This window comes from Streptomyces oryzae (assembly GCF_017676365.1).
In the GTDB taxonomy this organism is placed as follows: domain Bacteria; phylum Actinomycetota; class Actinomycetes; order Streptomycetales; family Streptomycetaceae; genus Streptomyces; species Streptomyces oryzae.
This window is the reverse complement of the sequence record NZ_JADKMA010000100.1, coordinates 1-26,129: the sequence shown is the minus strand read 5'-3', so window position 1 is coordinate 26,129 and position 26,129 is coordinate 1. Positions and strand designations below refer to the sequence as shown.

22 protein-coding genes are annotated in these 26,129 nt (G+C 69.6%); 10 read left to right on the top strand and 12 right to left on the bottom strand.

All coding sequences use genetic code 11. The features are described from left to right. Positions 1-217 (bottom strand): M24 family metallopeptidase (locus ITI46_RS19815; protein ID WP_209241012.1); only part of this gene is annotated, 217 nt, incomplete at its 3' end. A gap of 112 nt (positions 218-329) precedes the next feature. On the opposite strand from ITI46_RS19815, the gene ITI46_RS19810 reads away from it, so the two are divergent. Next, complete coding sequence (locus ITI46_RS19810; RefSeq protein ID WP_209241011.1) at positions 330-620, top strand: helix-turn-helix domain-containing protein; 291 nt, start codon at positions 330-332, stop codon at positions 618-620. 31 nt (positions 621-651) lie between these two features. On the opposite strand, the gene ITI46_RS19805 is transcribed toward ITI46_RS19810, so the two are convergent. Together ITI46_RS19805 and ITI46_RS19800 are read right to left on the bottom strand one after the other, a co-directional pair. Beyond that, entirely contained in the window at positions 652-1,314 is a 663-nt protein-coding gene (locus ITI46_RS19805) for a class I SAM-dependent methyltransferase (protein WP_209241010.1), read from the bottom strand. 157 nt (positions 1,315-1,471) lie between these two features. Further along, the gene (locus tag ITI46_RS19800; RefSeq protein ID WP_209241009.1) at positions 1,472-2,062 is read right to left on the bottom strand and encodes a TetR family transcriptional regulator; all 591 of its coding nucleotides are present in this window, start codon (positions 2,060-2,062) and stop codon (positions 1,472-1,474) included. A 121-nt stretch (positions 2,063-2,183) separates the two neighbouring features. On the opposite strand from ITI46_RS19800, the gene ITI46_RS19795 reads away from it, so the two are divergent. Further along, positions 2,184-3,095, top strand: coding sequence for an SDR family oxidoreductase (locus ITI46_RS19795; RefSeq protein ID WP_209241008.1), 912 nt, complete (start codon positions 2,184-2,186; stop codon positions 3,093-3,095). A 144-nt stretch (positions 3,096-3,239) separates the two neighbouring features. On the opposite strand, the gene ITI46_RS19790 is transcribed toward ITI46_RS19795, so the two are convergent. Both ITI46_RS19790 and ITI46_RS19785 read right to left on the bottom strand, forming a co-directional pair. After that, complete coding sequence (locus ITI46_RS19790) at positions 3,240-4,067, bottom strand: class I SAM-dependent methyltransferase (protein ID WP_209241007.1); 828 nt, start codon at positions 4,065-4,067, stop codon at positions 3,240-3,242. Positions 4,068-4,316: 249 nt separating this feature from the next. Further along, positions 4,317-7,148, bottom strand: coding sequence for a replicative DNA helicase (locus ITI46_RS19785; RefSeq protein ID WP_307808244.1), 2,832 nt, complete (start codon positions 7,146-7,148; stop codon positions 4,317-4,319). Between the two features lie 494 nt (positions 7,149-7,642). Between ITI46_RS19785 and ITI46_RS19780 the strand changes: the two genes are divergently transcribed. Further along, positions 7,643-8,986: an MATE family efflux transporter gene (locus ITI46_RS19780; RefSeq protein ID WP_209241005.1), complete on the top strand. Its 1,344-nt coding sequence runs from the start codon at positions 7,643-7,645 to the stop codon at positions 8,984-8,986. A 94-nt stretch (positions 8,987-9,080) separates the two neighbouring features. On the opposite strand, the gene rplI is transcribed toward ITI46_RS19780, so the two are convergent. The 4 genes from rplI to rpsF form a co-directional block, all read right to left on the bottom strand. Beyond that, positions 9,081-9,527, bottom strand: a complete 447-nt coding sequence (rplI, locus tag ITI46_RS19775; RefSeq protein WP_209241004.1) for a 50S ribosomal protein L9 — start codon at positions 9,525-9,527, stop codon at positions 9,081-9,083. Between the two features lie 18 nt (positions 9,528-9,545). Continuing rightward, positions 9,546-9,782, bottom strand: coding sequence for a 30S ribosomal protein S18 (rpsR, locus tag ITI46_RS19770; RefSeq protein WP_003978893.1), 237 nt, complete (start codon positions 9,780-9,782; stop codon positions 9,546-9,548). Between the two features lie 23 nt (positions 9,783-9,805). After that, a complete protein-coding gene (locus ITI46_RS19765; RefSeq protein WP_209241003.1) occupies positions 9,806-10,384 on the bottom strand; it encodes a single-stranded DNA-binding protein in 579 nt (192 codons plus the stop codon). 124 nt (positions 10,385-10,508) lie between these two features. Further along, positions 10,509-10,799, bottom strand: a complete 291-nt coding sequence (rpsF, locus tag ITI46_RS19760) for a 30S ribosomal protein S6 (protein ID WP_209241002.1) — start codon at positions 10,797-10,799, stop codon at positions 10,509-10,511. 237 nt (positions 10,800-11,036) lie between these two features. Between rpsF and ITI46_RS19755 the strand changes: the two genes are divergently transcribed. The 3 genes from ITI46_RS19755 to ITI46_RS19745 all read left to right on the top strand — a co-directional run bounded on the left by ITI46_RS19755 (position 11,037) and on the right by ITI46_RS19745 (position 13,678). Beyond that, positions 11,037-11,339, top strand: coding sequence for a hypothetical protein (locus ITI46_RS19755; protein ID WP_209241001.1), 303 nt, complete (start codon positions 11,037-11,039; stop codon positions 11,337-11,339). Positions 11,340-11,450: 111 nt separating this feature from the next. Further along, a complete protein-coding gene (locus ITI46_RS19750) occupies positions 11,451-12,581 on the top strand; it encodes a lipid II:glycine glycyltransferase FemX (RefSeq protein WP_209241000.1) in 1,131 nt (376 codons plus the stop codon). A gap of 65 nt (positions 12,582-12,646) precedes the next feature. Next, on the top strand, positions 12,647-13,678 hold the full coding sequence (locus ITI46_RS19745) for an alanine racemase (protein ID WP_209240999.1): 1,032 nt from the start codon (positions 12,647-12,649) through the stop codon (positions 13,676-13,678). 160 nt (positions 13,679-13,838) lie between these two features. Here the strand turns inward: ITI46_RS19745 and ITI46_RS19740 are convergent, their stop codons facing one another. Both ITI46_RS19740 and ITI46_RS19735 read right to left on the bottom strand, forming a co-directional pair. Beyond that, positions 13,839-14,921: an inositol-3-phosphate synthase gene (locus ITI46_RS19740; RefSeq protein WP_209240998.1), complete on the bottom strand. Its 1,083-nt coding sequence runs from the start codon at positions 14,919-14,921 to the stop codon at positions 13,839-13,841. 50 nt (positions 14,922-14,971) lie between these two features. Next, positions 14,972-15,643: a PadR family transcriptional regulator gene (locus ITI46_RS19735; RefSeq protein ID WP_209240997.1), complete on the bottom strand. Its 672-nt coding sequence runs from the start codon at positions 15,641-15,643 to the stop codon at positions 14,972-14,974. Positions 15,644-16,019: 376 nt separating this feature from the next. Between ITI46_RS19735 and ITI46_RS19730 the strand changes: the two genes are divergently transcribed. The 3 genes from ITI46_RS19730 to ITI46_RS19720 all read left to right on the top strand — a co-directional run bounded on the left by ITI46_RS19730 (position 16,020) and on the right by ITI46_RS19720 (position 21,792). Further along, a complete protein-coding gene (locus ITI46_RS19730; RefSeq protein WP_209240996.1) occupies positions 16,020-18,725 on the top strand; it encodes a transglycosylase domain-containing protein in 2,706 nt (901 codons plus the stop codon). A 111-nt stretch (positions 18,726-18,836) separates the two neighbouring features. Next, positions 18,837-20,354, top strand: a complete 1,518-nt coding sequence (locus ITI46_RS19725; RefSeq protein ID WP_209240995.1) for a glycosyltransferase family 87 protein — start codon at positions 18,837-18,839, stop codon at positions 20,352-20,354. A gap of 91 nt (positions 20,355-20,445) precedes the next feature. Continuing rightward, positions 20,446-21,792: an MFS transporter gene (locus tag ITI46_RS19720; RefSeq protein WP_209240994.1), complete on the top strand. Its 1,347-nt coding sequence runs from the start codon at positions 20,446-20,448 to the stop codon at positions 21,790-21,792. On the opposite strand, the gene ITI46_RS19715 is transcribed toward ITI46_RS19720, so the two are convergent. After that, positions 21,746-23,206 (bottom strand): CCA tRNA nucleotidyltransferase, encoded by a 1,461-nt coding sequence (locus ITI46_RS19715; protein ID WP_209241013.1) that lies wholly within the window; start codon positions 23,204-23,206, stop codon positions 21,746-21,748. The genes ITI46_RS19720 and ITI46_RS19715 overlap by 47 nt on opposite strands. Positions 23,207-23,432: 226 nt before the next feature. Here ITI46_RS19715 and ITI46_RS19710 point away from each other — a divergent pair, with 226 nt between their 5' ends. Further along, a complete protein-coding gene (locus ITI46_RS19710; RefSeq protein ID WP_372452008.1) occupies positions 23,433-25,952 on the top strand; it encodes a DUF6049 family protein in 2,520 nt (839 codons plus the stop codon). Positions 25,953-26,129: the final 177 nt, after the last annotated feature.

The window sequence follows — 26,129 nt, the reverse complement described above, 5'->3', positions numbered from 1 at the left end:
GGACCGCGGGGACGGGGGGGGGGGCGAAGGAGGGCCGGTAGCCGAGGAAGGGGGAGCGGGCACCGGCCTCGGCCAGGACGGTACGGGCTGCTTCGTCCAGCTCCCGCAGGGACACTCCCACGGCCGCCGCTTCCCGGGCGGCGGCGAGTGCCTGTGCCACGACCCGCCCGGCCTCGCGCATCGCCTCCAGCGCCGATTCGGTCTTGATCTCCACCATGCCTGCGTCTCCTCGTCCGCGGTCGCACAACCAGGGCGCGCGACCGGCGGAACCAGCCACCCCGCGCCCCGGAGCGCGACCCAATTCTTATACCGGTATTAGTATCACGGGCATGGTGCGGACTCCTTTGACCCCTTGGGAACGGCAGCGCGGAGAGCAGTTGGGCGCGCTGCTGCGTCAGGCGCGCGGCGAGCGCAGCATGGTGGAGGTTGCCCTGGCTGCGGGGGTGTCGGCCGAGACGCTGCGCAAGATCGAGACCGGCCGCGCACCGACCCCCGCCTTCTTCACCGTCGCCGCGCTGGCCGTCGCACTCGGCATGTCCCTGGACGAGCTGGCCGACGCGTGCGCGCAGGGCGACGGGATGGCGGACGCCGGGATGGCGGGCCCCGCGCTGTCGGCCTGAGTCTCCGGCGGCGCGGCGCGGGGCGCCCCGGTCACCGCAGGCGCTGGGCGCGCAGGACGACGTCGTGGGTGTGGTGCGTGCCCTCGGGAGCGGGGACCGTACGAGGGCGCGTCCCGTTGACCGCGATCTCCCAGTCATCGCCGAGGAGACCGGCGACCTCCCCGGGCTGGTAGAGGTCGGCCGGGTCGAAGCGGTGCCCGTCGTCCGGGGTGAAGTCGGTGACGTCATGGCCGACGAACAGCAGGGTGCCGCCCCGTGCGACAGCGGCCAGCAGACCGCGCAGCGCGGTGTGCTCCGGCTCGTGCCACAGCGGGAAGTACTGCACGGACACCAGGTCGAACGCGTCCGCGGGCGGCGGGGGCGCGACGCTCAGATCCGCGTGCGTCCACGTCACCCGGTCCACGACATTCGAACCACCCGCGCCATCCGCGTGACCCGCGCCATCCACGCCATCCCCATCGGCGGCAGCGGCCGCTGCCGCCGCACGTCGCAGCGCCGTACGGGAGATGTCGATCCCGGTGACCTGCCAGCCGCGCCGGGCCAGCCAGATCGCGTCGCCGCCCTCGCCGCAGCCCACGTCGAGCGCCCGCCCCGGCGGCAGTTCGCCCGCCTCGGCGACGAGCACCCCGTTGGGAGCCCCGCTGAAGAGCTGATCGCGGCTGCCGTACAACTCGTCCCAGTACTGTGCGTCCATGGTCCGTCCCTCTCCCCTCGGTGAGCAGCTGCCTCACCACAACGCCGGACCCCCAACCTGGACCCGCAACGCACGTGCTGACAAAGTCCGTTGCGAAAACGGCAACTGACGCGTCAGCCGGAAGTCCGCGTCGGGGTGGACGAGCTGCGGGGCGGTCTCAACCCTCGGGCTGTGCCTGTGCCGGCAGGGCGGTTGCGGAGAGGGTGCGCAGATCGTCGAAGGCTTGGAGGAGATGCGCGTCCAAGCTCTGTGAGGGGTCGTCGATCCAGGCTTGCGCCGCGTGGTGGAAGGCGGCCCAGCCGGTCTGAGCAGCCAGGCCGGCCAGCCGGTCGGCGACACCGCGCTGACGCAGCCCCTCCGCCACGGCTTCAGTGAGCGACGCGGCCTTGGCCAAGTCGCGTTCGCGGAGTGCTGGTGTCACCGCGATGATCGCCAACCGCGGTTCGGAGAACGGGCGGTTTTCCTCGAGGATCCGTCCGGCTTTCCGGAAGGCACAGAGCAGCACCTCGAGCGGCTGCAGACCATCGGGCGCTTCGGCCACCGCCCGCATCAGCGCGGCGCGCAGGTCGGCTTCGCCGTCGAAGAGCACTTCGCGCTTGTCCGGGAAGTGCCGGAAGAACGTGCGTTCGTTGACGCCGGCCCGGGCAGCGATCTCGGCCGTCGTGGTCTGGTCGAACCCGCGTTCCCGGTACAGCTCCAGGGCCGCCTGCTGAAGGCGGCGTCGCGCTTCTGCTCCGCTCCGTGGCACCCCCTGAGGATACCGCATGTGCCAGTGACTGGCGCTACTTGACGCCAGTGACTGGCGCTACTTAAGGTCAGCGACTGGCGCTACGTAGTGCCAGTGACTGGCATCAAGGGGAGGGTGTCTCATGCATGTGTTTGTCACCGGCGGTTCCGGCCAGACCGGCCCCGCAGTCGTCGCCGAGCTCATCACGGCCGGCCACACCGTCACCGGCCTGGCACGCTCGGATGCCGCCGCGGCCCGGCTGGAGTCACTGGGGGCCACACCGCACCGCGGATCCCTGGACGACCTCGAGAGCCTGCGCAGCGGCGCCGAAGCCGCCGACGGCGTCCTGCACATGGCCTACGGCGGCGACTTCTCCGACCTCGACGCCATGATGAGGCGCGACCGGACCGCGATCGAGACGCTCGGTCAGCCGTTGGAAAACTCGGGCAAGCCGCTCGTCGTCACCTCGGGCACGCTGGTCATGGCCGCCGGCCGGGAAAGTACCGAGCAGGACGAGCCCGACCCGACGGGGATCGCGGCCTTCCGCATCGCGGGCGAGCGAGCTGGTCTGGGCTTCGCCGGCCTGGGGGTCCGCGCGAGTGTCGTCCGTCTCGCCCCTACTGTCCACGGTCATGACGACCACGGCTTCATCCCCATGCTCATCGCCACAGCGCGGAAGACCGGCGTATCGGCCTACGTCGGCGACGGCACCAACCGCTGGCCCGCGGTGCACCGGCTCGACGCGGCGGTCCTGTTCCGCCTGGCCGTGGAAAAGGCGCCTGCGGGCAGCGTGTTGCACGGAGTGGCCGAAAGCGGCGTCACCCTGAAGAGCATCGCAGAGACGATCGCCCGCGCCCTGCGTCTGCCCACCGTCTCACTCACCCCCGACGAGGCTGCCACGCACTTCGTGAGCCCGTTCATGGCCACCGCCTACGGCTTCGACGGCCCTGCCTCCAGTTCGCACACCCAGGAGCTGCTCGACTGGTCGCCCAACCATCCCACGCTGCTCGAAGACCTGGAGCACGGCGATTACCTGGCCATGCCGGCTTCCTGACCCCCTCATGAGCGACCCCGAAGGCGCCCACGAGGGCCGGCACGCCTGTAGGTTCTCAGCTTCGCTGCCAGGTGACGTCCCGTTGACCTGCGGTTCTTCTCGTTGCGCCAGTCCGTGTCGCTGGGATGCTGTCTCAGGAGCGTGTCATTCCTCAGATCGGGGCTGGTGTGCATCCAGTCGGGCAGTCCGCCCGGCGAGCACGGAGACGTGGACCTGCTCGGAGAAGAACTCCGCGCCCGGCAGTGCCCTCCGGATGTTCTCCTCGAACGCCGGTCGTTGATCGATCCCCGGGAGTTGCTCTGCGGGGATGGCGGAGTAGAGACCGCCGATGACCTGCTGAAAGGTCAGCTCGTCGGTGTAGGAGACCGTCGTGCTCCGCACGTCTGAAAAACCGGCCTCTTCGAGGGCCTGTGCATACCGGATCCGGTCCTGATCAGCGGTCCCGCAGGATGCGGTCAGTTCAGTCTCGAAGTGCTGTTCCAGGCAGGTGCGCAGAGCGCGGGACCAGGCAGTGTCCTGTAGCCACAGCGGTGCCCCGTTCGCGATCACGGCGATGCCTCCACCTGCGCGGAACAGCGGGAGCAGGTCCCGGAACAGTTCGTCGTGCCGCATCCAGTGGAGGGCCTGCCCGACGACGGTCATCGCGAGAGAAGACCCGCGTCCCAGCAGTGTGCCGAGGGCGGGGACATCAGTGTCGGCGCCGAGCACCCAGGTCGCGTTGCGGACTTCGCGCTGGCTTGCCGCTGCATGAGCAAGACGAAGCATGTCCGGCTCGGGGTCCATACCGATCACCGATCGGACTCGGGGGGCGAGCGGGAGGGCGAGCTGCCCTGTGCCGCATCCGAGGTCCAGGACGCTGTCGTCTGCTGTCAGGGAGAAGTAGTCCTGGAGGAAGTCGAGCACTTGCTCGGGATAGCCCCGCCGGAATTTCGCGTAGTACTCGGCCACGTCTCCCCTGAACCCAACAGTCATGAAGGCACTATGTCGGCCATTCGTCCGCCTGAACAATCTCACGAGCAGCTGATCGCTGCGGGCAGAAGAGGTCCCGGAGAGAGCCGGACTGGGCACCGCTTGAGGTCGGCTGCAGGGCACGGTTCAGGGGCACCACCTGATCAGGTGGTATCCCTGAACTGTGGTTCTCAAGACGTCGTCAGGACTGCCATCGCCATGACACGACAGCGGAGAAAATGACACGGAGACAGAGAACCTGCAGCACCCGATCTACGTCTGCGCCATGTCCACGAAGCGGGAGTAGTGGCCCTGGAAGGCGACCGTGATGGTGGCGGTGGGGCCGTTGCGGTGTTTGGCGACGATCAGGTCGGCCTCGCCCGCGCGCGGTGACTCCTTCTCGTAGGCGTCCTCGCGGTGCAGGAGGATCACCATGTCAGCGTCCTGCTCGATGGAGTTGTGGACATGGATTCCGTTGGCGACGAAATTGTGTGTGCCGAGAACCGTGGCGTCGTAGACCTCTTGCTCTCCGACATTTTCGATGGAAACGACCTCGTCCCAGAACACATCGCTGGTGGCGAGCATCTCCAGCCCGGCGTCGGAGAGAACGTCTGCCACCCGGGAGAGCCGCGCCCGGCTCGGAGCGGACTTGTACAGGGCGCTGCCGCAGTACTTCGTGCCCAGAGCGGCCTGGAACGCGCGCGTCGTGACCGATTGCTCCCGCAGCACCGCGCGAACGGTGTCCCAGATGTCGCGCGGCACGGTGTCGAGGTTGGTGTTCGCCTTCACCTCGCGCAGCCGCTCCTCTGCCGCGACAACGTGCTTGGCCCGCGCACCGTGGACGCCGATCTCTTCGAGGAAGCGCTTCTGATCCTCCACGCCTGAAACGTCGACCGTCCACTGCGGGCGGCCCCTGTCGTTGCCGACGGCCCGGACTCTGGCCCGGATGTCGGCCCTCAGCAGCAGATGCTGGAGGTCCCGGGCAAGACGCTCACTGGTCGTCGCGTAGTAGATCCGCACGGCCCCCGAAGCCGCCGAGACGGTGACCGAACCGTCCGTCGCCCACAAGTGACGGAGGAACAGCCGCACCTGCGCGTCCGGCAGGCCGAAGACCTCGGGCGGGACGAACTTCTCGTGAGCCCGCTTGCCGTACAACCCCATGCCGTCCAGCCACGCCGCCACAGGGTTACGGCGACCGTGCGTCAGGTGATGCGGCGACGGCAGGTGGACGTGCCACCAGCTTTCCTGGCTCACCCGCCGCGGCGTGATTCCGAAGTGCGCCGCGGCGTCCTCGACGGCCTTCAGGTTCGCCTCGTCGTTGCTCGTGTAGTGCACCGGCTGGCGTGGCGCCACGCATCCGTCGCCCAGCAGATGGGCCAACATGACGATCTCCGCCTCCGGCCAGGGCTCGGTTCGCTGCGGAGCCTCGAGCCTGCGCGGGACCGCCAGCCGGGCGCCCACCGGCAGATCGCCCAGCGGCTTCCACCCGTCGTACGTGAGGAACGGATGGTTGGCGGTGGCCTCGATCTGCCGGCCGGAGGCCAGCTTCAGCCGGAAGACCTCCTTCACCCCACTGGGGAAGACATGCGTCATGGTCCTGGGTACGAGACGCAGCTGCTCGTCCACAGACCAGACGGGAATGTTCCGTTCGCCGCTTTCCAGCAGTTCGCCCATCGTCACCTCCGCGCCGGTGTCGGCGCGCAGCACCCGGGTGGAAGCCGTGAGGCAGCCGGACTCGCGCAAGTCCGACACCATCGGCTTCTTGTCCGTGCGCTGTTCGGGGCCGCGGTTGAGCTGGGAGAGGGCGATGACCGGCACTTCCAGCTCCTTGGCGAGGAGCTTGAGGTTACGGGACATCTCCGAGACCTCCTGCTGACGGCTCTCCGGGCGGCGGGAGCCGCCGGTCTGCATCAGCTGGAGGTAGTCGATGACGATCAGCTGGAGGTCGTTGCGCTGCTTGAGCCGACGGCACTTGGCACGGATCTCCATCATCGACAGGTTCGGCGAATCGTCGATGTACAGCGGCGCGTCGGTGACCTGCGGCATCTGCCGGGCCAGCCGCGTCCAGTCCTCGTCCGTCATCGACCCGGACCGCATATGGTGCAGCGCCACCCGCGCCTCTGCGGACAGCAGCCGCATCGCGATCTCGTTCCGCCCCATCTCCAGCGAGAAGATCACGCTCGGCATGGCGTGCTTGATGGAACAGGCCCGGGCGAAATCCAGCGCCAGCGTCGATTTGCCCATAGCAGGCCTCGCCGCGATGACGATCATCTGGCCCGGGTGGAGGCCGTTGGTGAGGGAGTCGAGGTCGGTGAAGCCGGTGGGGACGCCGGTCATCTGGCCGCTGCGGGAGCCGATGGCCTCGATCTCGTCGAGGGCGCCCTCCATGATGTCGCCGAGCGGGAGATAGTCCTCGGAGGTGCGCTGCTCGGTGACGGCGTAGATCTCGGCCTGGGCGCCGTTGACGATGTCGTCCACGTCGCCGTCCGCCGCATAACCCATCTGAGTGATGCGGGTGCCCGCCTCGACCAGCCGGCGGAGGATGGCGCGCTCGTGGACGATCTCCGCGTAGTACTCGGCGTTGGCCGCCGTGGGCACGGCCTGGACGAGGGCCTGGACGTAGCCGGGGCCCCCGACGCGGGCGATCTCGCCGCGGCGGGTCAACTCGGCGGTGACGGTGATGGGGTCGGCGGGCTCGCCCTTGGCGTAGAGGTCGAGGATGGCCTGGTAGACCGTCTCGTGCGCGGGGCGGTAGAAGTCGTTGCCCTTGAGGACCTCGACCACGTCGGCGATGGCGTCCTTGGACAGCAGCATGCCGCCGAGGACGGACTTCTCCGCGTCCAGGTCCTGCGGCGGTACCCGCTCGAACCCGCCTGCCGGGCCCTCGGGGCTGCGTTCGTGCTGCTCGGGGAGGGCGAGTCCGGAATGGTCACCGCCGGGGGCGCCGCCGGGGCCGGTTCCGTAGCCGTTGCCGCGTCCATTACCGCGTCCGTTGCCAGAGCCGTTGCCCTGGCGGCGCTGCGGCGCCTGCGCGGGCTGCGGCGCCTGCGGTGCGGCCGGGAACCCCCCCTCGGCGGCGGGGTCGGCGGCCCAGGGGTCTTCCACGTGTTCGGGCTGCTGCGTCACCCCGCCTCGCCTTCTCCCACCGGTCTCTCCCACAGGTCCCGTCGTACGGCACAGTCTTACGGCACAGCACTGACAATCGCTGGCAATCGAGCCGCCCGGCCCGGGTTACGGCGCGTCGGTGCGACGGTGAAGAAGGGGGGAACGGGGAACGGGCGCTGGTACACGGTAGGTGGCCCGCACGGTTCAGCCAATCACCTTATCCACAGGGTGGTGTGGACAGTCGTCGCCAACCTGTGGAGAAGCCGCCGAAAGCTGTGCACGAGTCGGGGGACAGCTCTGTGGATTACTCGTACGACCTTTCTCCCTACCCTCTCTGACCTGCCGCTTTACCGTCCACGGGCTGTGCGGGGAAAAAACTTCGGCGCTGTTCCCACAGGAGGATCACCGAGGGTGTTCAAGCCTGTCGCGTACACCGTCAAGTAAGCCCCTCGCACCCCTTGTGCTCATTACCTGTGGATGTTTGGATCGAACCTATGAGCCCCGCTTCCCCGACTGCGCGCGCCACCGTGCGGCGCCACGACCGTGAGATCATCGCGCTCGCCCTCCCCGCCTTCGGCGCACTCGTCGCGGAACCCCTCTTCGTGATGGTCGACAGCGCCATCGTCGGCCACCTCGGCACCCCGCAGCTCGCCGGGCTCGGCGTCGCCGCCGCACTGCTGCAGACCGGCGTCAACATCTTCGTCTTCCTCGCCTACGCCACCACAGCCGCCGTCGCCCGACGCCTCGGCGCCGACGACCTGCCGGCCGCGCTGCGGCAGGGCCTCGACGGCATCTGGCTCGCGCTCATCCTCGGCGCCCTCGTCATCGCGGCCGTCCTCCCGGGCGCGCCCTGGCTCGTCGACGCGTTCGGCGCCTCCTCGACCGCGGCGCCCTACGGCACCACCTATCTGCGGATCAGCGCGCTCGGCATCCCCGGCATGCTCGTCGTACTGGCCGCGACCGGCGTACTGCGCGGGCTCCAGGACACCAAGACCCCGCTGTACGTCGCCGTCGGCGGCTTCAGCGCCAACGCGGCGCTCAACGCGCTGCTCGTCTACGGCGCCGGTCTCGGAATCGCCGGCTCCGCCTGGGGAACGGTGCTCGCCCAGTGGGGAATGGCGGCCGTCTATCTGACCGTCGTGGTCCGCGCGGCGCGGCGGCACGGCGCCTCCCTGCGGCCCGACCTCGCCGGGATACGCGCCAGCGGCCGGGCCGGGGTGCCGCTGCTGATCCGTACGCTCTCGCTGCGCGCCGTGCTGATGATCGCGACAGCGGTCGCGGCCCGGCTCGGCGACGCGGACATCGCGGCGCACCAGATCACCCTGACCCTGTGGACGCTGCTGGCCTTCGCCCTGGACGCCATCGCCATCGCGGGCCAGGCCATCATCGGGCGCTACCTCGGCGCCGACGACGCGGAGGGCGCGAAGGCCGCCTGCCGGCGGATGGTGCTGTGGGGTGTGGTGTCCGGGGTGGTGCTGGGTGCGCTCGTGGCGCTGGTACGGCCGCTGTTCATGCCGGTCTTCACCACGGACCAGACCGTCATCGACCAGCTGACGCCGGTGCTGCTGGTCGTCGCCGTCACCCAGCCCGTCGCCGGTGTCGTCTTCGTACTGGACGGAGTGCTGATGGGAGCCGGCGACGGCCCCTATCTGGCAGGCGCGATGCTGGTGACACTGGCGGTGTTCGCCCCTGCGGCTGTGGCGGTCCCCGCCATCGGGGGCGGTCTCACCACCCTGTGGTGGACCGTCGCAGGGCTGATGATGGGCACCCGCCTGGCCACCCTCGCACTGCGTGCCCGCTCCGGCCGCTGGGCGGTGACGGGCGCGGTACGGGCCTGAGCCGGGGACCTGCAGAATCCGCAGCCCCCGCACAGCACGGAGGGCGCACCCCGCACGGGGTGCGCCCTCTCATCGGCGTATGCCGAGCGCAGCGTTACGCCGCGGCTACGTCCACGTCGACGGTCGCGGTCACATCGGCGTGCAGCCGGATGGCGACCTGGTGTGCGCCGAGCGACTTGATGGGCGAGCCCACCTCGACGCGGCGCTTGTCGACGTCGGGACCGCCGGACGCCTTGATGGCGTCGGCGATGTCCGCCGGGGTGACGGAGCCGAACAGCCGGCCCTGCTCCCCGGCCCGCACCTTGAGGCCGACGCGCAGGCCCTCGAGCTGGGACTTGATCTCGTTGGCCTGCTCGATCGTCGCGATCTCGCGGATCTTGCGGGCGCGGCGGATCTGCTCGACGTCCTTCTCGCCGCCCTTGGTCCAGCGGATCGCGAAACCGCGCGGGACCAGGTAGTTGCGTGCGTAGCCGTCCTTCACCTCGACGACGTCGCCTGCGGCACCGAGGCCGGAGACCTCGTTGGTCAGGATGATCTTCATGATGTGGTCACCCTTCCCTTAGCGCGCGGTCGAGGTGTAGGGCAGCAGCGCCATCTCACGGCTGTTCTTCACGGCCGTGGCGACGTCACGCTGGTGCTGGGTGCAGTTGCCGGTGACCCGGCGGGCACGGATCTTGCCGCGGTCGGAGATGAACTTCCGCAGCAGGTTCGTGTCCTTGTAGTCGACGTAGGAGATCTTCTCCTTGCAGAACACGCAAACCTTCTTCTTCGGCTTGCGAGCAGGCGGCTTCGCCATGTCTCTACTCCTATGAGTTTCGCTCAGAAGGGTGGCTCGTCCGAGTAGCCGCCACCGTTGCCGCCGGGGGCGCCGCCCCAGCCGCCACCGCCACCGCCGCCCTGACCGCCACCGGCCGGGGCACCCGAGGACCACGGGTCGCCCGCGGGGGCGCCGCCGCCAGGACCGCCGGGGCCGCCGCCCCAGCCACCGCCCTGGCCGCCACCGCCGCCGAAGCCGCCGCCCTGGCCGCCGCGGCCCGTGGTCTTGGTGACCTTGGCCGTGGCGTTGCGGAGGCTGGCGCCGACCTCGTCGACGTCCAGCTCGTAGACCGTGCGCTTGATCCCCTCACGGTCCTCGTACGAGCGCTGCCTGAGGCGGCCCTGCACGATGACGCGGGTGCCCTTGGTGAGGGACTCGGCGACGTTCTCCGCCGCCTGCCGCCAGACCGAGCAGGTCAGGAACAGGCTCTCGCCGTCCTTCCACTCGTTGGTCTGCCGGTCGAAGGTGCGGGGTGTGGACGCGACACGGAACTTCGCGACCGCCGCACCGGAGGGGGTGAAGCGCAGCTCGGGGTCGTCGACGAGATTGCCGACGACCGTGATGACGGTCTCGCCTGCCATGGGTGAACCTCTCGGCGTGCTGCTGGCTGCTGTGGTGCCTGGTGGTGCTCAGTGATGCTCAGGAGAGCGGGTGGTGAGCGGGTGGTGCGTGATGCGTGGTGCTCGGGCTACTCGGGAGTCGGCCTCAGTGGGTCGACGGGCGGAGGACCTTGGTCCGCAGGACGGACTCGTTCAGGTTCATCTGCCGGTCGAGCTCCTTGACCACAGCGGGCTCGGCCGTCAGGTCGATGACCGAGTAGATGCCCTCGGGCTTCTTGTTGATCTCGTAGGAGAGACGACGACGGCCCCAGGTGTCGACCTTCTCGACCTTCCCGTTGCCCTCACGGACGACGGAAAGGAAGCTCTCGATCAGGGGGGAGACAGCGCGCTCCTCCAGATCGGGGTCGAGGATGACCATCACCTCGTAGTGACGCATGTGGAACCCACCTCCTCTGGACTCGGCGGCCACGGTCGTTCCGTGGCAGGAGGGTCGTGATGCGTTTCCGCGCCCCGGGGAGCCGCCGGAGAGCCGGGGGCGCACCAGGGACGCAGACAGGCCAGCCTACCTGGCCGCGGCCTTCCGGTTGAAATCCGGGGGTAACCCGGAGCAATCTGGACACCTCAGATGTGAGCGGCGTTACAGTACGCGCCACGCTCTGACAGGAGGTGCCGCATGGCACAGGCAGTGCGCTGGAACCACCCCCTCTCCTATCTGAACACCGACGGCAAGCGGCATCCCGTGGAGAACTCCTTCGCGGCCGCCACCATCGTGCTGGGCCTGATCGCCGCCATCTCCGCGTGGTGGCCCGGGCTGCATGTGCTCGGCTCGTGGACGGGGCTGGTCGGCATCCTGACCGGGGCCTGGGGCCAGTACATCTCGGCGACGACGGGCGAACGGTTCGTCATGATCATCGGGCTCGGCGCCGCAGCGGTCGGCTTCTATCTGGGCGTGGCACACGGGGGACTGGTGCCGTAGCCCCTCGGCGGGTCCTGCCCCGCCCCTTCGGGGCGCAGCCCTCATCGCCCTGGGGGCGGGCAGTAGGCTTCCCGGCGAGCATCAGTCAGTTCGCCGGAGGAGCGTCCCGCCATGAGCCTGACCCTGAGGACCGTCAGCCGAGAGCAGCATCTGGCGTATATCCAGAGCCTGCCGTCGGCAAGCCACTGTCAGGTGCCCGCCTGGGCGGACGTCAAAAACGAGTGGCGCGCGGAGAATCTGGGCTGGTTCGACGAGCGTACGGGCCAGATGGTGGGAGCCGGGCTGGTGCTCTACCGGCAGCTGCCGAAGGTCAAGCGCTATCTCGCGTATCTGCCCGAGGGCCCGGTCATCAACTGGTACGCGCCCAACCTGGACGAGTGGCTGCGTCCGATGCTCGACCACCTCAAGAAGCAGGGCGCCTTCTCGGTGAAGATGGGCCCGCCCGTGGTGATCCGGCGCTGGGACGCTGCCGCCATCAAGAAGGGCATCCAGGACCAGGACGTCAAGCGGCTGCGGGACATCGAGGCCACCCACATCGAGCCGCGGGCCTTCGAAGTCGCCGACAAGCTGCGCCGGATGGGCTGGCAGCAGGGCGAGGACGGCGGCGCCGGCTTCGGTGACGTACAGCCGCGCTACGTCTTCCAGGTGCCGCTGGAGAACCGCTCCCTCGAAGAAGTGCACAAGAACTTCAACCAGCTGTGGCGCCGCAACATCAAGAAGGCCGACAAGGCCGGCGTGCAGGTGGTCCAGGGCAACATGGCCAACCCGTACGACCTGGACGAGTGGCAGCGGCTGTACGAGATCACCGCCGAGCGCGACAAGTTCCGCCCCCGCCCCAAGGCGTACTTCCAGCGGATGTGGAACGTACTGAACGCCGAGGACCCGCAGCGGATGCGGCTGTACTTCGCCGAGCACGAGGGCGAGCGGATCTCGGCCGCGACGATGCTCGTCGTCGGCGGGCACGTGTGGTACTCCTACGGCGCCTCGGCCAACCACAAGCGCGAGGTGCGGCCCTCCAACGCGATGCAGTGGCGGATGCTCCAGGACGCCTACGCGCTGGGCGCGAGCGTGTACGACCTGCGCGGCATCAGCGACTCCCTGGACGAGAACGACCACCTGTTCGGCCTGATCCAGTTCAAGGTCGGCACCGGTGGGCAGGCGGCCGAGTACCTCGGTGAGTGGGACTTCCCGCTCAACAAGCTCCTGCACAAGGCGCTCGACATCTACATGTCGCGGCGCTGAGCGCGCTCCAACGCGCCTGACAGCCCGATCTCCAGACTCTCCTTCAGAAAGGTTCCGTACCGGCCATGGCGCTCTCCCTCTACGTCGATACCGATCGCTGGCGGGCGCACCAGCAGACGGTGATTCAGCAGTTCCCGGGAATCGTTCCGGTCTGCAAGGGCAACGGCTACGGCTTCGGCCATGAGCGCCTGGCAGACGAGGCCACCAAGTTCGGTGCCGACATACTGGCCGTCGGTACGACCTACGAGGCGGCCCGCACAAAGGATCTGTTCGGCGGCGATCTGCTGGTGCTCACCCCGTTCCGCAAGGACGAGGAGCCGGTGCCGCTGCCGGACCGCGCCATCCGCTCGGTCTCCTCGGTGGAGGGCGTGGGCCTGATGCGCGGGGCCCGGGTCGTCATCGAGGTGATGAGCAGCATGAAGCGGCACGGGGTCAGCGAGCAGGACCTGCCCCGGCTGCACGCCGCCATCGACGAGGTCCGCCTGGAGGGTTTCGCCATCCATCTGCCGCTGGACCGGGCCGACGGCTCGGACGCGGTGGAGGAGGTCATCGGCTGGATGGACCGGCTGCGAGCCGCACGGCTGCCGCTGGACACCATGTTCGTCAGCCATCTGAAGCCGGAGGAGTTCGCCGTCCTCCAGCAGCAGTTCCCGCAGACCCGGTTCCGCGCCCGGATCGGCACCCGGCTGTGGCTGGGCGACCACGCGGCCACCGAGTACCGGGGGGCGATCCTGGACGTCACGCGGGTCACCAAGGGTGAACGGTTCGGCTATCGGCAGGCCAAGGCGACGGGCGACGGCTGGCTGGTCGTGGTCGCGGGCGGCACCTCGCACGGGGTGGGCCTGGAGTCGCCGAAGGCGCTGCACGGCATCACGCCGCGCGCCAAGGGCGTGGCCCGCGCGGGCCTGGCGACCGTCAACCGCAACCTCTCCCCGTTCGTCTGGGCGGGCAAGCAGCGCTGGTTCGCCGAGCCCCCGCACATGCAGGTGTCCATCCTCTTCGTCCCCGCGGACGCGCCGGAGCCGCATGTGGGGGAGGAACTGACGGCGATCCTCCGCCATACGACGACGACGGTGGACCGCACCGTGGATCGCTGAGCGCCCCGAAGGGGCGCGGGGAACTGCGCGACGAGCCACAGCGAACGCCGCAGTCCGCAGCCGGCAGCCGGCAGCCGGGGGCAGCCTCTTTCCGGCAAGCTGAGGGGGCCCGGGGACGAATCCCCGAGCCCCCTCATCGGCTAAGCCACAGCGGCCGGCGTCAACGCTCGACCTTGCCCTCGATGAAGTCCTGCACATTCTTCCGCGCGACATCATCGAAGTACTGCACCGGCGGCGACTTCATGAAGTACGACGACGCCGAAAGGATCGGGCCGCCGATGCCGCGGTCCTTGGCGATCTTCGCGGCGCGCAGCGCGTCGATGATGACGCCCGCGGAGTTGGGCGAGTCCCACACCTCCAGCTTGTACTCGAGGTTCAGCGGAACGTCACCGAACGCGCGGCCCTCCAGCCGGACGTAGGCCCACTTGCGGTCGTCCAGCCAGGCGACGAAGTCCGAGGGGCCGATGTGCACATTGTCGGCGCCCAGGTCGCGGTCGGGGATCTGGGAGGTGACGGCCTGCGTCTTGGAGATCTTCTTGGACTCCAGCCGCTCCCGCTCCAGCATGTTCTTGAAGTCCATGTTGCCGCCGACGTTCAGCTGCATCGTGCGGTCCAGGATGACGCCGCGGTCCTCGAACAGCTTGGCCATCACACGGTGCGTGATGGTGGCGCCGACCTGCGACTTGATGTCGTCGCCGACGATCGGCACCCCGGCGGCGGTGAACTTGTCCGCCCACTCCTTGGTGCCGGCGATGAAGACGGGCAGCGCGTTGACGAACGCGACCCCGGCGTCGATGGCGCACTGGGCGTAGAACTCGACGGCCGACTGGGAGCCGACGGGCAGGTAGCAGACCAGGACGTCGGCCTGCGAGTCCTTGAGCGCCTGGACGACGTCGACGGGCTCGGCGGCGGACTCCTCGATGGTCTCGCGGTAGTACTTGCCCAGGCCGTCATAGGTGTGCCCGCGCTGCACGGAGACACCGGTGGGCGGCACGTCGCAGATCTTGATGGTGTTGTTCTCGCTGGCGCCGATGGCGTCGGCCAGGTCGAGGCCCACCTTCTTGCCGTCGACGTCGAAGGCGGCGACGAACTCGATGTCGCGCACGTGGTAGTCGCCGAACTGGACGTGCATCAGACCCGGCACCCTGCTGTCCGGGTCGGCGTCCTTGTAGTACTCGACGCCCTGGACCAGCGATGCGGCGCAGTTGCCCACGCCGGCGATGGCTACGCGAACCGAACCCATTCCGGTTGCTCCCTGTTCGTTCTCGCTGAGGCTCGCGGCGGAGCGCGGCCTCATGTGTCGGTGTTGTCGGACGGACCCGGCGCAGGCCGGTCCGGACCGGTCTCCCGGCCCTGGCGCTCCGCACGCTCGGTTCCGTTCCGCTCGCTCTCGATGAGTTCGCTGAGCCAGCGGACCTCGCGCTCCACGGATTCCATTCCATGGCGCTGCAGTTCGAGCGTGTAGTCGTCGAGGCGCTCGCGGGTGCGGGCCAGTGAGGCACGCATCTTCGCGAGCCTCTCCTCCAGCCGGCTGCGGCGTCCCTCCAGCACGCGCATACGGACATCGCGCGAGGTCTGGCCGAAGAACGCGAAGCGGACGCCGAAGTGCTCGTCCTCCCAGGTATCGGGACCCGTCTGGGAGAGCAGGTCCTCGAAGTGCTCCTTGCCCTCGGCCGTCAGCCGGTAGACGATCTTCGCCCGGCGCCCGGCGAGCGAACCCGCCTGGGCCCGCGAAGCCGCCTGTGCGCGTCCGGGCTGCTGCTCCTCCGGCTGCCCGCTCGGCTCCTCCACCAGCCAGCCGCGCTGCACCAGCGCCTTGAGGCAGGGATAGAGCGAGCCGTAGCTGAAGGCGCGGAAGACGCCGAGCGAGGTGTTGAGCCGTTTGCGCAGCTCGTACCCGTGCATCGGTGACTCGCGCAGCAGACCGAGAACGGCGAACTCGAGAACGCCTGAGCGCCTGCTCATCGTCCGCCCACCTCCGTCCACAGACGTTTATCCCGCGCTTATCTCGCTCTGATGTATCGACTCGATACATCCCGACGATAGAACGCTGCTTCGGTAGCGACAAGAGGGGGGTCGGTGAAGGGCCTCACATCACTGATTCACCGCAGTCCCTTTGCGTCGATTGAGGCGAATACGGCCTAAGGAGGGTTTTGAAGCTGCGTAGTCTGTCCGCTGTGCAGACCACGAGTACCGGGAACCATGCGACGTCAGTGAGCGTCCTCGTCCCCGGTGCAGTGCGCCCGGGCCTGGTATTTCCGTCCCGGCGCACTCGGGGGGACCAGATGCCAACTGCCACCTTCAGGCGCATGGGCCGCCTGCCCGAGGAGTAGCTGTTCCAATGAGCGGAAACCGTCGAAAGCCGCCGCAGGGGCGCGGCCGTCGTGCGGCGCAGCCGCCGCCGTCCCCCGGTCGCCGCGCAGCATCGCGCGGTGGCGGGCAGGCACCGCCCTCCGCACCGGGCCCCGACGGACACGGCCGCCGAGACGCGCGCGGCCATCGGTCGGAGCCGGGAGCGCCGGGCGCACCGGGACACGGTGGACGTGCGGAGGCCCGAAGGGCCGCCCAGGGGGGCCGACGACGGGCCGCCGCCGCGGCGAGCGCGCAGGGCGGCCGGCGCGGCCGGGGCCGCGGACGCGGGGTGCCGGAGCGCAAGCGCTTCATCGACTACCCGCGCGCGGGCAAGCACGGCGTACGGCGCTGGCTTCCGTCCTGGAAGCTGGTCACCGGGCTGTGCTTCGGGTTCTTCGCGCTGCTGATGGGAGCGCTGGGGATAGGACTGCTGCTCGTCGACGTTCCGAACGACAAGGTCGCAGCGGCCCAGGTGCAGAAGAACGTCTACTACTGGAACGACGGCAGCCAGATGGTCGTCGCCGGCGGCGGCGACCAGAACCGGCAGATCGTCGGCATCAACGAGATCCCCAAGCACATGCGGTGGGCGGTCATCGCAGCGGAGAACGAGACCTTCTACCAGGACAGCGGTGTCGACCCGATGGGCATCGCGCGCGCCGTCGTCAAGATGGCCATGGGCGGCGAGACCCAGTCCGGCTCCACGATCACCCAGCAGTACGTGAAGAACACCTACCTCGACCAGTCGCAGACCCTCTCGCGGAAAGCCAGGGAGCTGCTGATCTCGATCAAGGTGGGCGGCAAGCTGAGCAAGGACGAGATCCTCGCCGGCTATCTCAACACCGGTTACTACGGGCGGGGTGCCTACGGCATCCAGGCGGCGGCCCAGGCGTACTACCACAAGGACGCCAAGGAGCTCTCCGCCAGCGAGAGCGCCTTCCTGAGCGCGACGCTCAACGGCCCCAACCTCTACGACCCCGAGGGCGGCGTCGGCGCCGCGGCGACCCGCGAGAAGAACCTCAAGCGGGCGAAGGCGCGCTGGTCCTGGACGCTCGACCGCGAGGTCGCCACCGGCCATATGTCCAAGGCCACCCGGGCCAAGATCGGGGAAGACTTCCCGATGCCCGACAAGCCGTCGAAGTCCACGGAGCTGAAGGGGCAGATCGGCTATCTGGTGGAACTCGCGGACAACAACGTGATCAGCTCCACCAAGGACTCCGCGAACCCCATCACCAAGACCGCGCTCGACAGAGGCGGTTACCGCATCCACACGACCTTCGACAAGAAGAAGATCCAGAAGTTGCAGAAGACCGTCGAGGCGGTCAAGAAGAAGAACATCGACCCGAAGAAGCGGGACGTCGACAAGTACGTCCAGTTCGGCGGGGCCTCCGTGCGACCGGAGGACGGCGCCATCCAGGCCATCTACGGCGGCGAGGACGCGACCGAGCACTTCAGGAACAACGCCGACTACACCGGCGTCCAGGTCGGGTCCACGTTCAAGCCGTTCGTGATGGCGGCGGCGATGCGGGACGGCGTACGCGACCCGAAGGGGCCGGAGGAGCAGGGCCCGGAGCAGCGCACCAAGGTCTCCCCGAAGAGCGTCTACAACGGCAACAACAAGATCAAGCTCCGGAACTACAACGGCACTGTCTGGCACGACAAGGACGGAGGGGAGTGGCACCAGAAGAACGACGGCAACAAGAGCTACGGGATGATCAACCTGCGCACCGCCATGCAGTACTCGGTGAACACCCCCTTCATCCAGCTGGGTTGGGACATCGGCACCGAAAAGGTGAAGCAGGCGGCACTGGACGCGGGCGTCAACGAGGAGAGCCTCGCCCGTACCACCCCCACCTTCTCGCTCGGCACCTCGGCGCCCAGTGCCATCCGGATGGCCGGCGCCTACGGCACCTTCGCCACCAGCGGTGAGCAGTCCGAGCCGTACTCGGTCACCAAGGTCGAGCGGAAGGGTGTGGTCAAGTACGAGCACAAGAAGGTGAGCAAGCCCGCCTTCGACAAGCCGGTCGCCGACAACGTCACCAACATGCTGGAGACCGTGGTGCAGAAGGGCACCGGCACCACGGCCAAGGCCCTCGGGCGCCCGGCGGCGGGCAAGACGGGTACCACGGATGACAACAAGTCCGCCTGGTTCACCGGCTACACCCCGCAGCTGTCCACCTCGATCGGCATGTGGCGCGTCAACGACAAGGCCAAGACGCAGAAGTTCCTCAAGATGTACGGCGTGGGCGGCCAGGACTCGATCCACGGTGCCTCCTTCCCCGCCGAGATCTGGACGGAGTACATGAAGGAGGCCCTGAAGGGCTCCCCGGTCAAGAAGTTCCCGGTGCCGGACCCGATCGGCGACAAGATCTACGGCGACGGTGCGAGCCCCGACCCGACGCCGTCCAAGACCTCCGCTCCCCCGTCACCGTCCGACGAGCCCAGCGAATCCCCGTCCGACGATCCCTCGGAGTCCCCGTCCGACAGCCCGAGCTCGTCGAGCACCAGCTGCCCGCCGATGGACCCGACCTGTGACGAGAACCAGAACGGCAACGGCAACGGCAACGGCGGAAACGACGGCGGCGCCGACGGGGGCGGCCCAGGCGGCGGGCCCGGCGGCGACTCGGGCAGCACCGGCGACACGGGCAGCAGTGACGGCGGGCTCTTCGGGGCACCGCAGGGGTACCGCAGGGAGTGACGGCGCCCGGACCACTGAGGGCGCGCTGAGAGCGACCGTGTGAGCAGGCCCCCGGCTCGGACTCCGAGCCGGGGGCCTTCCCCGTTGGCGGCGTGCGGCAGGATGAATTCCATGACGAGCGCCCCCACGGAACGGAATCCCGCTCAACGGCCCGGCATGCCACCCGCCGCGCGCCCCGTCCACCCCACGGACCACGACGAGGTGGCGACGACCGCGAGCGAAGTGGCCGGCGGTCCGGCAGGACGGCGCAGTGTGGCCGGAACGGGGTGGTGGACCCCGGTCCGCGTCGTGGTGGCGGTGGCGCTGGGGATGTACGCGCTCGGCATGCTGCAGAAGGTGCCCTGTCTGGACGGTGCCTGGTTCTCGGGCCAGACCTCGCAGTACGTCCACGCCTGCTACTCCGACATCCCGCACCTCTACAACGGCCGCGGCTTCGCGAGCGGGCTCACCCCGTATCTCGACCGCATCCCGGACCGGATCTCCGGCGGGATGGAATATCTCGAATACCCCGTGCTCACCGGGGTGTTCATGCTGATCGCGGCGAAGCTGACGGTCGGTGGTGACTCGCTGCGGCAGGACGAGCAGCTCTACTGGGTGGTCAACGCGGGGATGCTGATGCTCTGCGCGGCCGTACTGATCGTGTGTGTGGTCCGCACCCACCGCAACCGCCCCTGGGACGGAATGCTCGTCGCGCTGGCGCCGGGGCTGGCGCTGACGGCGACCATCAACTGGGATCTGCTGGCCGTGGCGATGACGGCCGCGGGGATGCTGCTGTGGGCCCGTTCGCGTCCGCTGGCGGCCGGGGTGCTGATCGGCCTGGCGACGGCGGCCAAGCTCTACCCCGTACTGCTGCTCGGACCGCTGCTGGTGCTGTGCTGGCGGGCCGGACGCTGGGGCGCCTTCGGCCGCGCCGCCGGGGGAGCCGCCGTCTCCTGGGCGGTGGTGAACGTGCCGGTGATGCTGCTCTCCTGGCAGGGCTGGGCGAAGTTCTACACCTTCAGCCAGGAGCGGCCGGTGGACTTCGGCTCGCTGTGGCTGATCATCCAGCAGCGAACCGGACGCACGTTCGATGACGCCAATATCTACGCCACGCTGCTGATGATCCTCGGCTGCCTGGGCCTCGCCGCGCTGGCGCTGTGCGCTCCCCGCCGCCCCCGGTTCGCGCAACTCGCCTTCCTGGTGGTCGCGTTGTTCGTGCTGACCAACAAGGTCTACTCCCCGCAGTACGTGCTGTGGCTGATCCCGCTGGCGGCGCTCGCCCGGCCCAAGTGGCGCGACTTCCTCATCTGGCAGGGCTGTGAGGCGCTCTACTTCCTGGGGATCTGGATGTACCTCGCCTACACCGGCTCCGAGAAACACCAGGGGCTCCCGGAGGACGGCTACCAGCTCGTCATCGCCGCGCATCTGCTCGGCACCGCGTATCTGTGCGCCATGGTGGTACGCGACGCACTGCGGCCCGAGCACGATCCGGTCCGCAGGGACGACGGCTCGGACGATCCCGGCGGCGGCGTCCTGGACCGGGCACCGGATGTGTTCACCCTCAGCTCCCTCACCCACAAGCCGGCGCTCCAGCGCAGCGCCACCCGTCCGCGGCCCGCTGTCCACTGGGGGGCCACGCTGCGGGAGTGAGCCCTCTGGGAAGCGAGAGTGAGCCCTCTGGGAAGCGCACCGTTTCACGTGAAACCGCCGGACTCGGCCCCGACTGTGTGAGGCTGTCCCCATGTCCGTCGCACGTGACCTGCGCACCCTGCTCCGCTTCCCGGACTTCCGGAAACTGCTGACGGTACGGCTGCTCTCCCAGCTCGCGGACGGTATCTATCAGGTCGCCCTGGCGGCATACGTCGTCTTCTCCCCCGAGAAGGAGACCTCCCCCGCCGCCATCGCCTCCGCGATGGCGGTGCTGCTGCTGCCGTACTCCCTCCTCGGGCCGTTCGCAGGGGTGCTGCTGGACCGCTGGCAGCGCAGGCAGGTCCTCTTCTTCGGCAACCTCCTGCGCACCGCGCTCGCCACCGCCACCGCGGCGCTCGTCTTCGGTGCCGTACCGGAGTGGCTGGTCTATCTGTCCGCGCTCACGGTCACCGCCGTCAACCGCTTCGTCCTCGCCGGACTCTCGGCCGCACTGCCCCGCGTGGTGGACGACGAGCGGCTCGTCATCGCCAACTCCCTCTCCCCGACCGCCGGCACGCTCGCCGCGACCCTGGGCGGGGGCGTCGCCTTCGTGGTGCGGGCCCTCGCCCCCGGTACGGGACGCGACGCGGACGCCCTCGTGCTGCTGACGGGAGCCGCGGTCTATCTGCTGGCCGCGCTCGCCTCCCTGCGGATGAGCAGGGGGCTGCTCGGGCCCGACCCCGCCGAGGTGCAGCCCCGCGTACTGGCCGCCGTCGCCAGCACCGCGCGCGGGCTGCTGGCCGGGCTGCGCCATCTCCGCGAGCGCCGGACGGCGGCCTACGCGCTGACCGCCTCGGCCCTGATGCGGTTCTGCTATGGGGCGTTGACGGTCACGGTGCTGATGCTGGCCCGGTACTCATGGAGCGACAGCGGCCGTTCCGATGGCGGGCTGCAACTGCTCGGCGTCGCGCTGGGGCTGTCGGGGCTGGGGTTCTTCGCCGCCGCCGTCATCACGCCCTCCGCGGTGCGGCGGACGGGCATCTTCGGCTGGATGGCGCTGTGCGCGGGCGTCGCCGCCGTGCTGGAGCCCGCGCTGGGGCTGACCTTCCAGCCCGTGCCGATACTGCTGGCCGCCTTCGTGCTGGGACTCGTCACCCAGGCCGGAAAGATCGCCACGGACACCGCCGTGCAAACCTCCGTGGACGATGCCTTCCGGGGCCGGGTCTTCTCCCTCTACGACATGCTCTACAACGTGGCCTACGTCGGTGCCGCCGGAGTGGCCGCCGCCATCCTCCCGCCGGACGGGCGCTCGGCTGCCATCGTCGTAGGGGTGGCGGTGCTGTACGCCGTCATCGCCGCCGCGCTCTTCCGTGTTTCACGTGAAACGGCGGCACCGGGCGAGACGGGACAGGTCACCCCTCCCGCTGGTCCGCCTCCTGCTGGGCCCACCACTTCTTGAGCTCCGCGACCGCTCCGTCATGCCCAAGCGGCCCATGCTCCAGCCGCAGCTCCAGCAGATACTTGTACGCCTGCCCCACCACGGGGCCGGGCCGCACGCCCAGCTCCCGCATGATCTCGTTGCCGTCGAGATCAGGGCGGATGGCGTCCAGCTCCTCCTGCTCCTGGAGCCGCGCGATGCGCTCCTCGAGGCCGTCGTACGCCCGCGAGAGCGCCTGGGCCTTCCGCTTGTTCCGCGTGGTGCAGTCCGAGCGGGTCAGCTTGTGCAGCCGGTCCAGCAGCGGACCGGCGTCCCGGACGTAGCGGCGCACCGCCGAGTCCGTCCACTCACCCGTGCCGTATCCGTGGAAGCGCAGATGCAGCTCCACCAGCCGCGAGACGTCCTTGACCATCTCGCCCGGGTACTTGAGCGCGGTCATCCGCTTCTTCGTCATCTTGGCGCCCACCACCTCGTGGTGGTGGAAGGAGACCCGCCCGTCCTTCTCGAACCGCCGCGTCCTCGGCTTGCCGATGTCGTGCAGCAGCGCCGCCAGCCGCAGCGTCAGATCGGGCCCGTCGTCCTCCAGGTCGATCGCCTGGTCCAGCACGGTCAGCGAGTGCTCGTAGACGTCCTTGTGGCGGTGGTGTTCGTCGCGCTCCAGCCGCAGCGCGGGCAGCTCCGGCAGCACATGGTCGGCGAGTCCGGTCTGCACCAGCAGCCGCAGTCCCTTCCGGGGCTCCCTGGAGAGCAGCAGCTTGTTCAGCTCGTCCCGCACCCGCTCCGCCGAGACGATCTCGATCCGGCCCGCCATCTCCGTCATGGCGGCCACGACCTCCGGCGCGATGTCGAAGTCGAGCTGCGCGGCAAAGCGCGCGGCCCGCATCATCCGCAGCGGGTCGTCGGAGAACGACGCCTGCGGAGTGCCCGGCGTACGCAGCCGCCGGGTGGCCAGGTCCTCCAAGCCGCCGTGCGGGTCGACGAAGTGCTTCTCCGGCAGCGCGACGGCCATCGCGTTCACCGTGAAATCACGGCGGACCAGGTCCTCCTCGATCGTCTCGCCGTAAGTGACCTCGGGCTTGCGCGAGCTGCGGTCGTAGATCTCCGACCGATACGTCGTCACTTCCAGGACAAAGTCGGATTTCTTGATCCCTACGGTGCCGAAGGCGATACCGACCTCCCACACCGCGTCCGCCCACGGCCGCACGATCTCCAGCACATCCTCGGGACGGGCGTCGGTGGTGAAGTCGAGATCGTTGCCGAGCCGCCCCAGCAGCGCGTCGCGTACCGAACCGCCGACCAGCGCGAGACGGAAGCCCGCCTCCCGGAACCGGCGCGCTAGCTCGTCCGCCACCGGGGAGACCCGTAGCAGCTCGCTCACAGCGCGCCGCTGCACCTCACTGAGCTGTTCGGCTGCCGGTCGGTCCGCTGCGGGCACCGCGGGGACGGCGGTGGGCTGTTCCTGGCTGTCACTCTTGGCGTTCGGCACAACAGCACAGGTTACGTTGCCGTGCCGCGCCCAGGCGCCCCCGTTCGCGGCGCCCGCACGCAGGGCGCCCAGCCGCGCCGGTGATCATGTGGTGGACGGCGCGGCACTTCCACCGTCCGGGCATCGTTACCATCAGGCGAACGGGACGACGACCGACGACGGGATGGACGTGCGCGTGGCCGAGGCGGCTGAGAGCCAGGCTCCCCCTGGCCCAAGGGGAACGGCCGGCCCCAAGGGGACGAACCGCTGGGGGCGACGGGCCGGAGTGCTCCTCCTCTCCGCCCTCCCGATGCTGGCGGGAGTGCTTCCCGCAACCACCCAGGCGGCTTCGGCAGCCTCGGGGACGGCTCCCGGGACCGCGCCCGCAGCAGCCCACGGGACGGCGACAGCAGCCTCCACAACGGCGACAGCAGCCCACGAAGCCGCGGCAGCGCCCTCGGCCCGCACCGGCACCGGCTCCCGTACCGCCCGGATCTCCGTCAACGAGGTCACCCCGTCCATCCCGGAGCAGGGCGACACCCTCACCCTGAGCGGCACGGTCACCAACACCAGCAGCACCACGCTGGGCCACCTACGGCTGGCCCCGCGTATCGGCCCCACCCTCGGCTCGCGCAGCGCCATCGACCAGGCGGCCCGCCGCAAGGGCTACCTCTCCGGCGCCGACGGCACCGAGGTCGCCGGCGGCCACTCCGCGCGGCTCAGCGGTCTCGCCTCCGGAGTCACCCGCTCCTTCACCCTCAAGATCCCGGTCAGCGATCTCCACCTCGGCGCCGACGGCGTCTACCAGCTCGGCGTCTCCCTCACGGGGCGGACCCGCAACCGCCCCTACGACCAGGTCCTCGGCATCGGCCGCACCTTCCTGCCCTGGCAGAAGAGTTCGTCCGGCCACCCGACCAAGCTCACCTACCTCTGGCCGCTGATCTCCACCCCGCACGTCACGGCACGCACCCAGCCCGACAAGCAGCAGACGCCGGTCTTCCGCTCCGACAAGCTCGCCGAGGAGCTGGCCCCCGGCGGCCGTCTCCAGCAGATGCTCGACCTCGGCAAGGACCTGAACGTCACCTGGGTCATCGACCCCGACCTGCTGGCGAGCGTCGACACGATGGCCCGCCGCTACCGGGTGCACCGGCCCGGCGGCGGCCCGGACGACACCGTCGCCGGGAAGGGCCAGGAGTACGCCAAGCAGTGGCTGAACGAACTGCAGGAGGCCGTGGCCGACAAGGAAGTGGTCGCCCTGCCGTTCGCCGACCCCGACCTGGCCTCGCTGGCCCACCGCGGTACGCAGGTCCCCGGGGCGCTCAGCTCGCTGGGCCAGGCCACCACGCTGGCCAGGGAGACGGTGCAGACAGTGCTCCACGTGAAACCGAGCACCGACTTCGCCTGGCCCTACAAGGGCGCCGTCGACTCCTCCATCGTGGACGTCGCCACCTCTGCGGGCGCGCACAACGTCATCGCCCGCAGCGACAGCGTCCGCGAGACCGGGCTCTCCTACAGCCCTACCGCGGCCCGCCCGATCGGCAGCGGCAACACCGCGCTGGTCGCCGACGCACCGCTGTCCACCGCCTTCGAGGGCGACCTGTCCCGGGCCGGAGCCTCCTCGCTGGCCGTCCAGCGCTTCGCCGCCCAATCCCTCTCGCTGGCCCGGCAGGCTCCCTCCCGCACCCGCAGCGTCGTCGTCGCCCCGCAGCGGATGCCCACCGTCTCCCAGGCCCAGGCGATGGCGGCGGGCCTCAAGGCGCTCGCCCGCAGCGGCTGGACCGAGCCCAGCAGCCTGGCGGACGCCGCCAAGGCCAAGCCGGACCCCGGCGCCCGCCGCAAGATGCCCGCGCCGTCCTCCTACCCCGCCTCGCTGCGCCGTACGGAGCTGCCGACCGCCGCCTTCGAGCAGGTGCGGAAGACCAAGGAGGGGCTGGACGACTTCAAGCGGATCCTCAGCCGGGCCGACCGCGTCGAGCCGCCGTTCGCCACGGCCATAGACCGTGAGGTGTCCAACGGCTGGCGGGGCGACGGCAGCGCCGCCCGGCACTACCGCGACAGCGTGGAGAAGTACCTGCTGGAGCTGCGCGGCGCGGTCAAGCTCATCAAGAAGTCCGACATCACCCTCTCGGGGCGCGAGGCCACCATCCCCGTGACCGTCCAGAACAACCTCGCCCAAGGGGTGGACGGGCTCGTCCTGGAGCTCCGGTCCAGCCGGGTCGGTCTCGACGTCGGCGACCCCAAGCGGGTCAAGGTCGACGGGGAGCACACGCAGTCCCTCAAGTTCGACACCGCCGCCAAGAACAACGGCCGCGCCTACGTCTACGCCCAGCTCTACACCGAGGACGGCGAGCGCTACGGCAAGGTGATGAAGTTCCAGGTCAATGTGACCTCCATCACCTCGACCGTGCTGCTGGTGATCGCGGGCGGCGTGCTGCTGATCGTCCTCGCCGGCATCCGGATGTACACCCAACGCAAGCGCTCCGGCCCGGCCCCGGACCCGGACGCACCACTGGAGCAGCCGGACGGAGACGACTCCGGGGGCACCTCAGGGGGCGACTCCGGGGACGGCTCCGAGGACACCTCAGGGAACGACGGCCCGGAGGACGCCGGTCCGGAGGAGGCCGGTCCGGAGGACGCCGGTCCGCACGGTGACGCGAACGACACCGAACGGGAAAGCGACAACCCCCCGGCCGCGGGTGAGAAAGTGGACCGTTGACTCTTCCGGGCGAGCAGGGGCAGGGGTAGGTAGCGACGATGAACGCGCCGTATGGCGGCGACCGGGGCCGGACCCCCGGTGACGGCTCCGGCCGGCCGGAAGACGCGTATGCGCCGGACGCGTACGGGCGCGACCCGTACGAGGAGCGCGACCCCTCCGCCCAGGACCCCCCGCACG

What these genes read in the sequence shown, in the direction of transcription:
- ITI46_RS19765 (WP_209241003.1), bottom strand. Translation starts at nt 10,384, where the DNA reads ATGGCAGGCGAGACCGTCATCACGGTCGTCGGCAATCTCGTCGACGAC.
- ITI46_RS19750 (WP_209241000.1), top strand. Translation starts at nt 11,451, where the DNA reads ATGAGCCTGACCCTGAGGACCGTCAGCCGAGAGCAGCATCTGGCGTAT.
- rpsF (WP_209241002.1), bottom strand. Translation starts at nt 10,799, where the DNA reads ATGCGTCACTACGAGGTGATGGTCATCCTCGACCCCGATCTGGAGGAG.
- ITI46_RS19810 (WP_209241011.1), top strand. Translation starts at nt 330, where the DNA reads ATGGTGCGGACTCCTTTGACCCCTTGGGAACGGCAGCGCGGAGAGCAG.
- rplI (WP_209241004.1), bottom strand. Translation starts at nt 9,527, where the DNA reads ATGAAGATCATCCTGACCAACGAGGTCTCCGGCCTCGGTGCCGCAGGC.
- ITI46_RS19790 (WP_209241007.1), bottom strand. Translation starts at nt 4,067, where the DNA reads ATGACTGTTGGGTTCAGGGGAGACGTGGCCGAGTACTACGCGAAATTC.
- ITI46_RS19745 (WP_209240999.1), top strand. Translation starts at nt 12,647, where the DNA reads ATGGCGCTCTCCCTCTACGTCGATACCGATCGCTGGCGGGCGCACCAG.
- ITI46_RS19805 (WP_209241010.1), bottom strand. Translation starts at nt 1,314, where the DNA reads ATGGACGCACAGTACTGGGACGAGTTGTACGGCAGCCGCGATCAGCTC.
- ITI46_RS19735 (WP_209240997.1), bottom strand. Translation starts at nt 15,643, where the DNA reads ATGAGCAGGCGCTCAGGCGTTCTCGAGTTCGCCGTTCTCGGTCTGCTG.
- ITI46_RS19795 (WP_209241008.1), top strand. Translation starts at nt 2,184, where the DNA reads ATGCATGTGTTTGTCACCGGCGGTTCCGGCCAGACCGGCCCCGCAGTC.
- rpsR (WP_003978893.1), bottom strand. Translation starts at nt 9,782, where the DNA reads ATGGCGAAGCCGCCTGCTCGCAAGCCGAAGAAGAAGGTTTGCGTGTTC.
- ITI46_RS19740 (WP_209240998.1), bottom strand. Translation starts at nt 14,921, where the DNA reads ATGGGTTCGGTTCGCGTAGCCATCGCCGGCGTGGGCAACTGCGCCGCA.
- ITI46_RS19755 (WP_209241001.1), top strand. Translation starts at nt 11,037, where the DNA reads ATGGCACAGGCAGTGCGCTGGAACCACCCCCTCTCCTATCTGAACACC.
- ITI46_RS19730 (WP_209240996.1), top strand. Translation starts at nt 16,020, where the DNA reads ATGAGCGGAAACCGTCGAAAGCCGCCGCAGGGGCGCGGCCGTCGTGCG.
- ITI46_RS19725 (WP_209240995.1), top strand. Translation starts at nt 18,837, where the DNA reads ATGACGAGCGCCCCCACGGAACGGAATCCCGCTCAACGGCCCGGCATG.
- ITI46_RS19780 (WP_209241005.1), top strand. Translation starts at nt 7,643, where the DNA reads ATGAGCCCCGCTTCCCCGACTGCGCGCGCCACCGTGCGGCGCCACGAC.
- ITI46_RS19720 (WP_209240994.1), top strand. Translation starts at nt 20,446, where the DNA reads ATGTCCGTCGCACGTGACCTGCGCACCCTGCTCCGCTTCCCGGACTTC.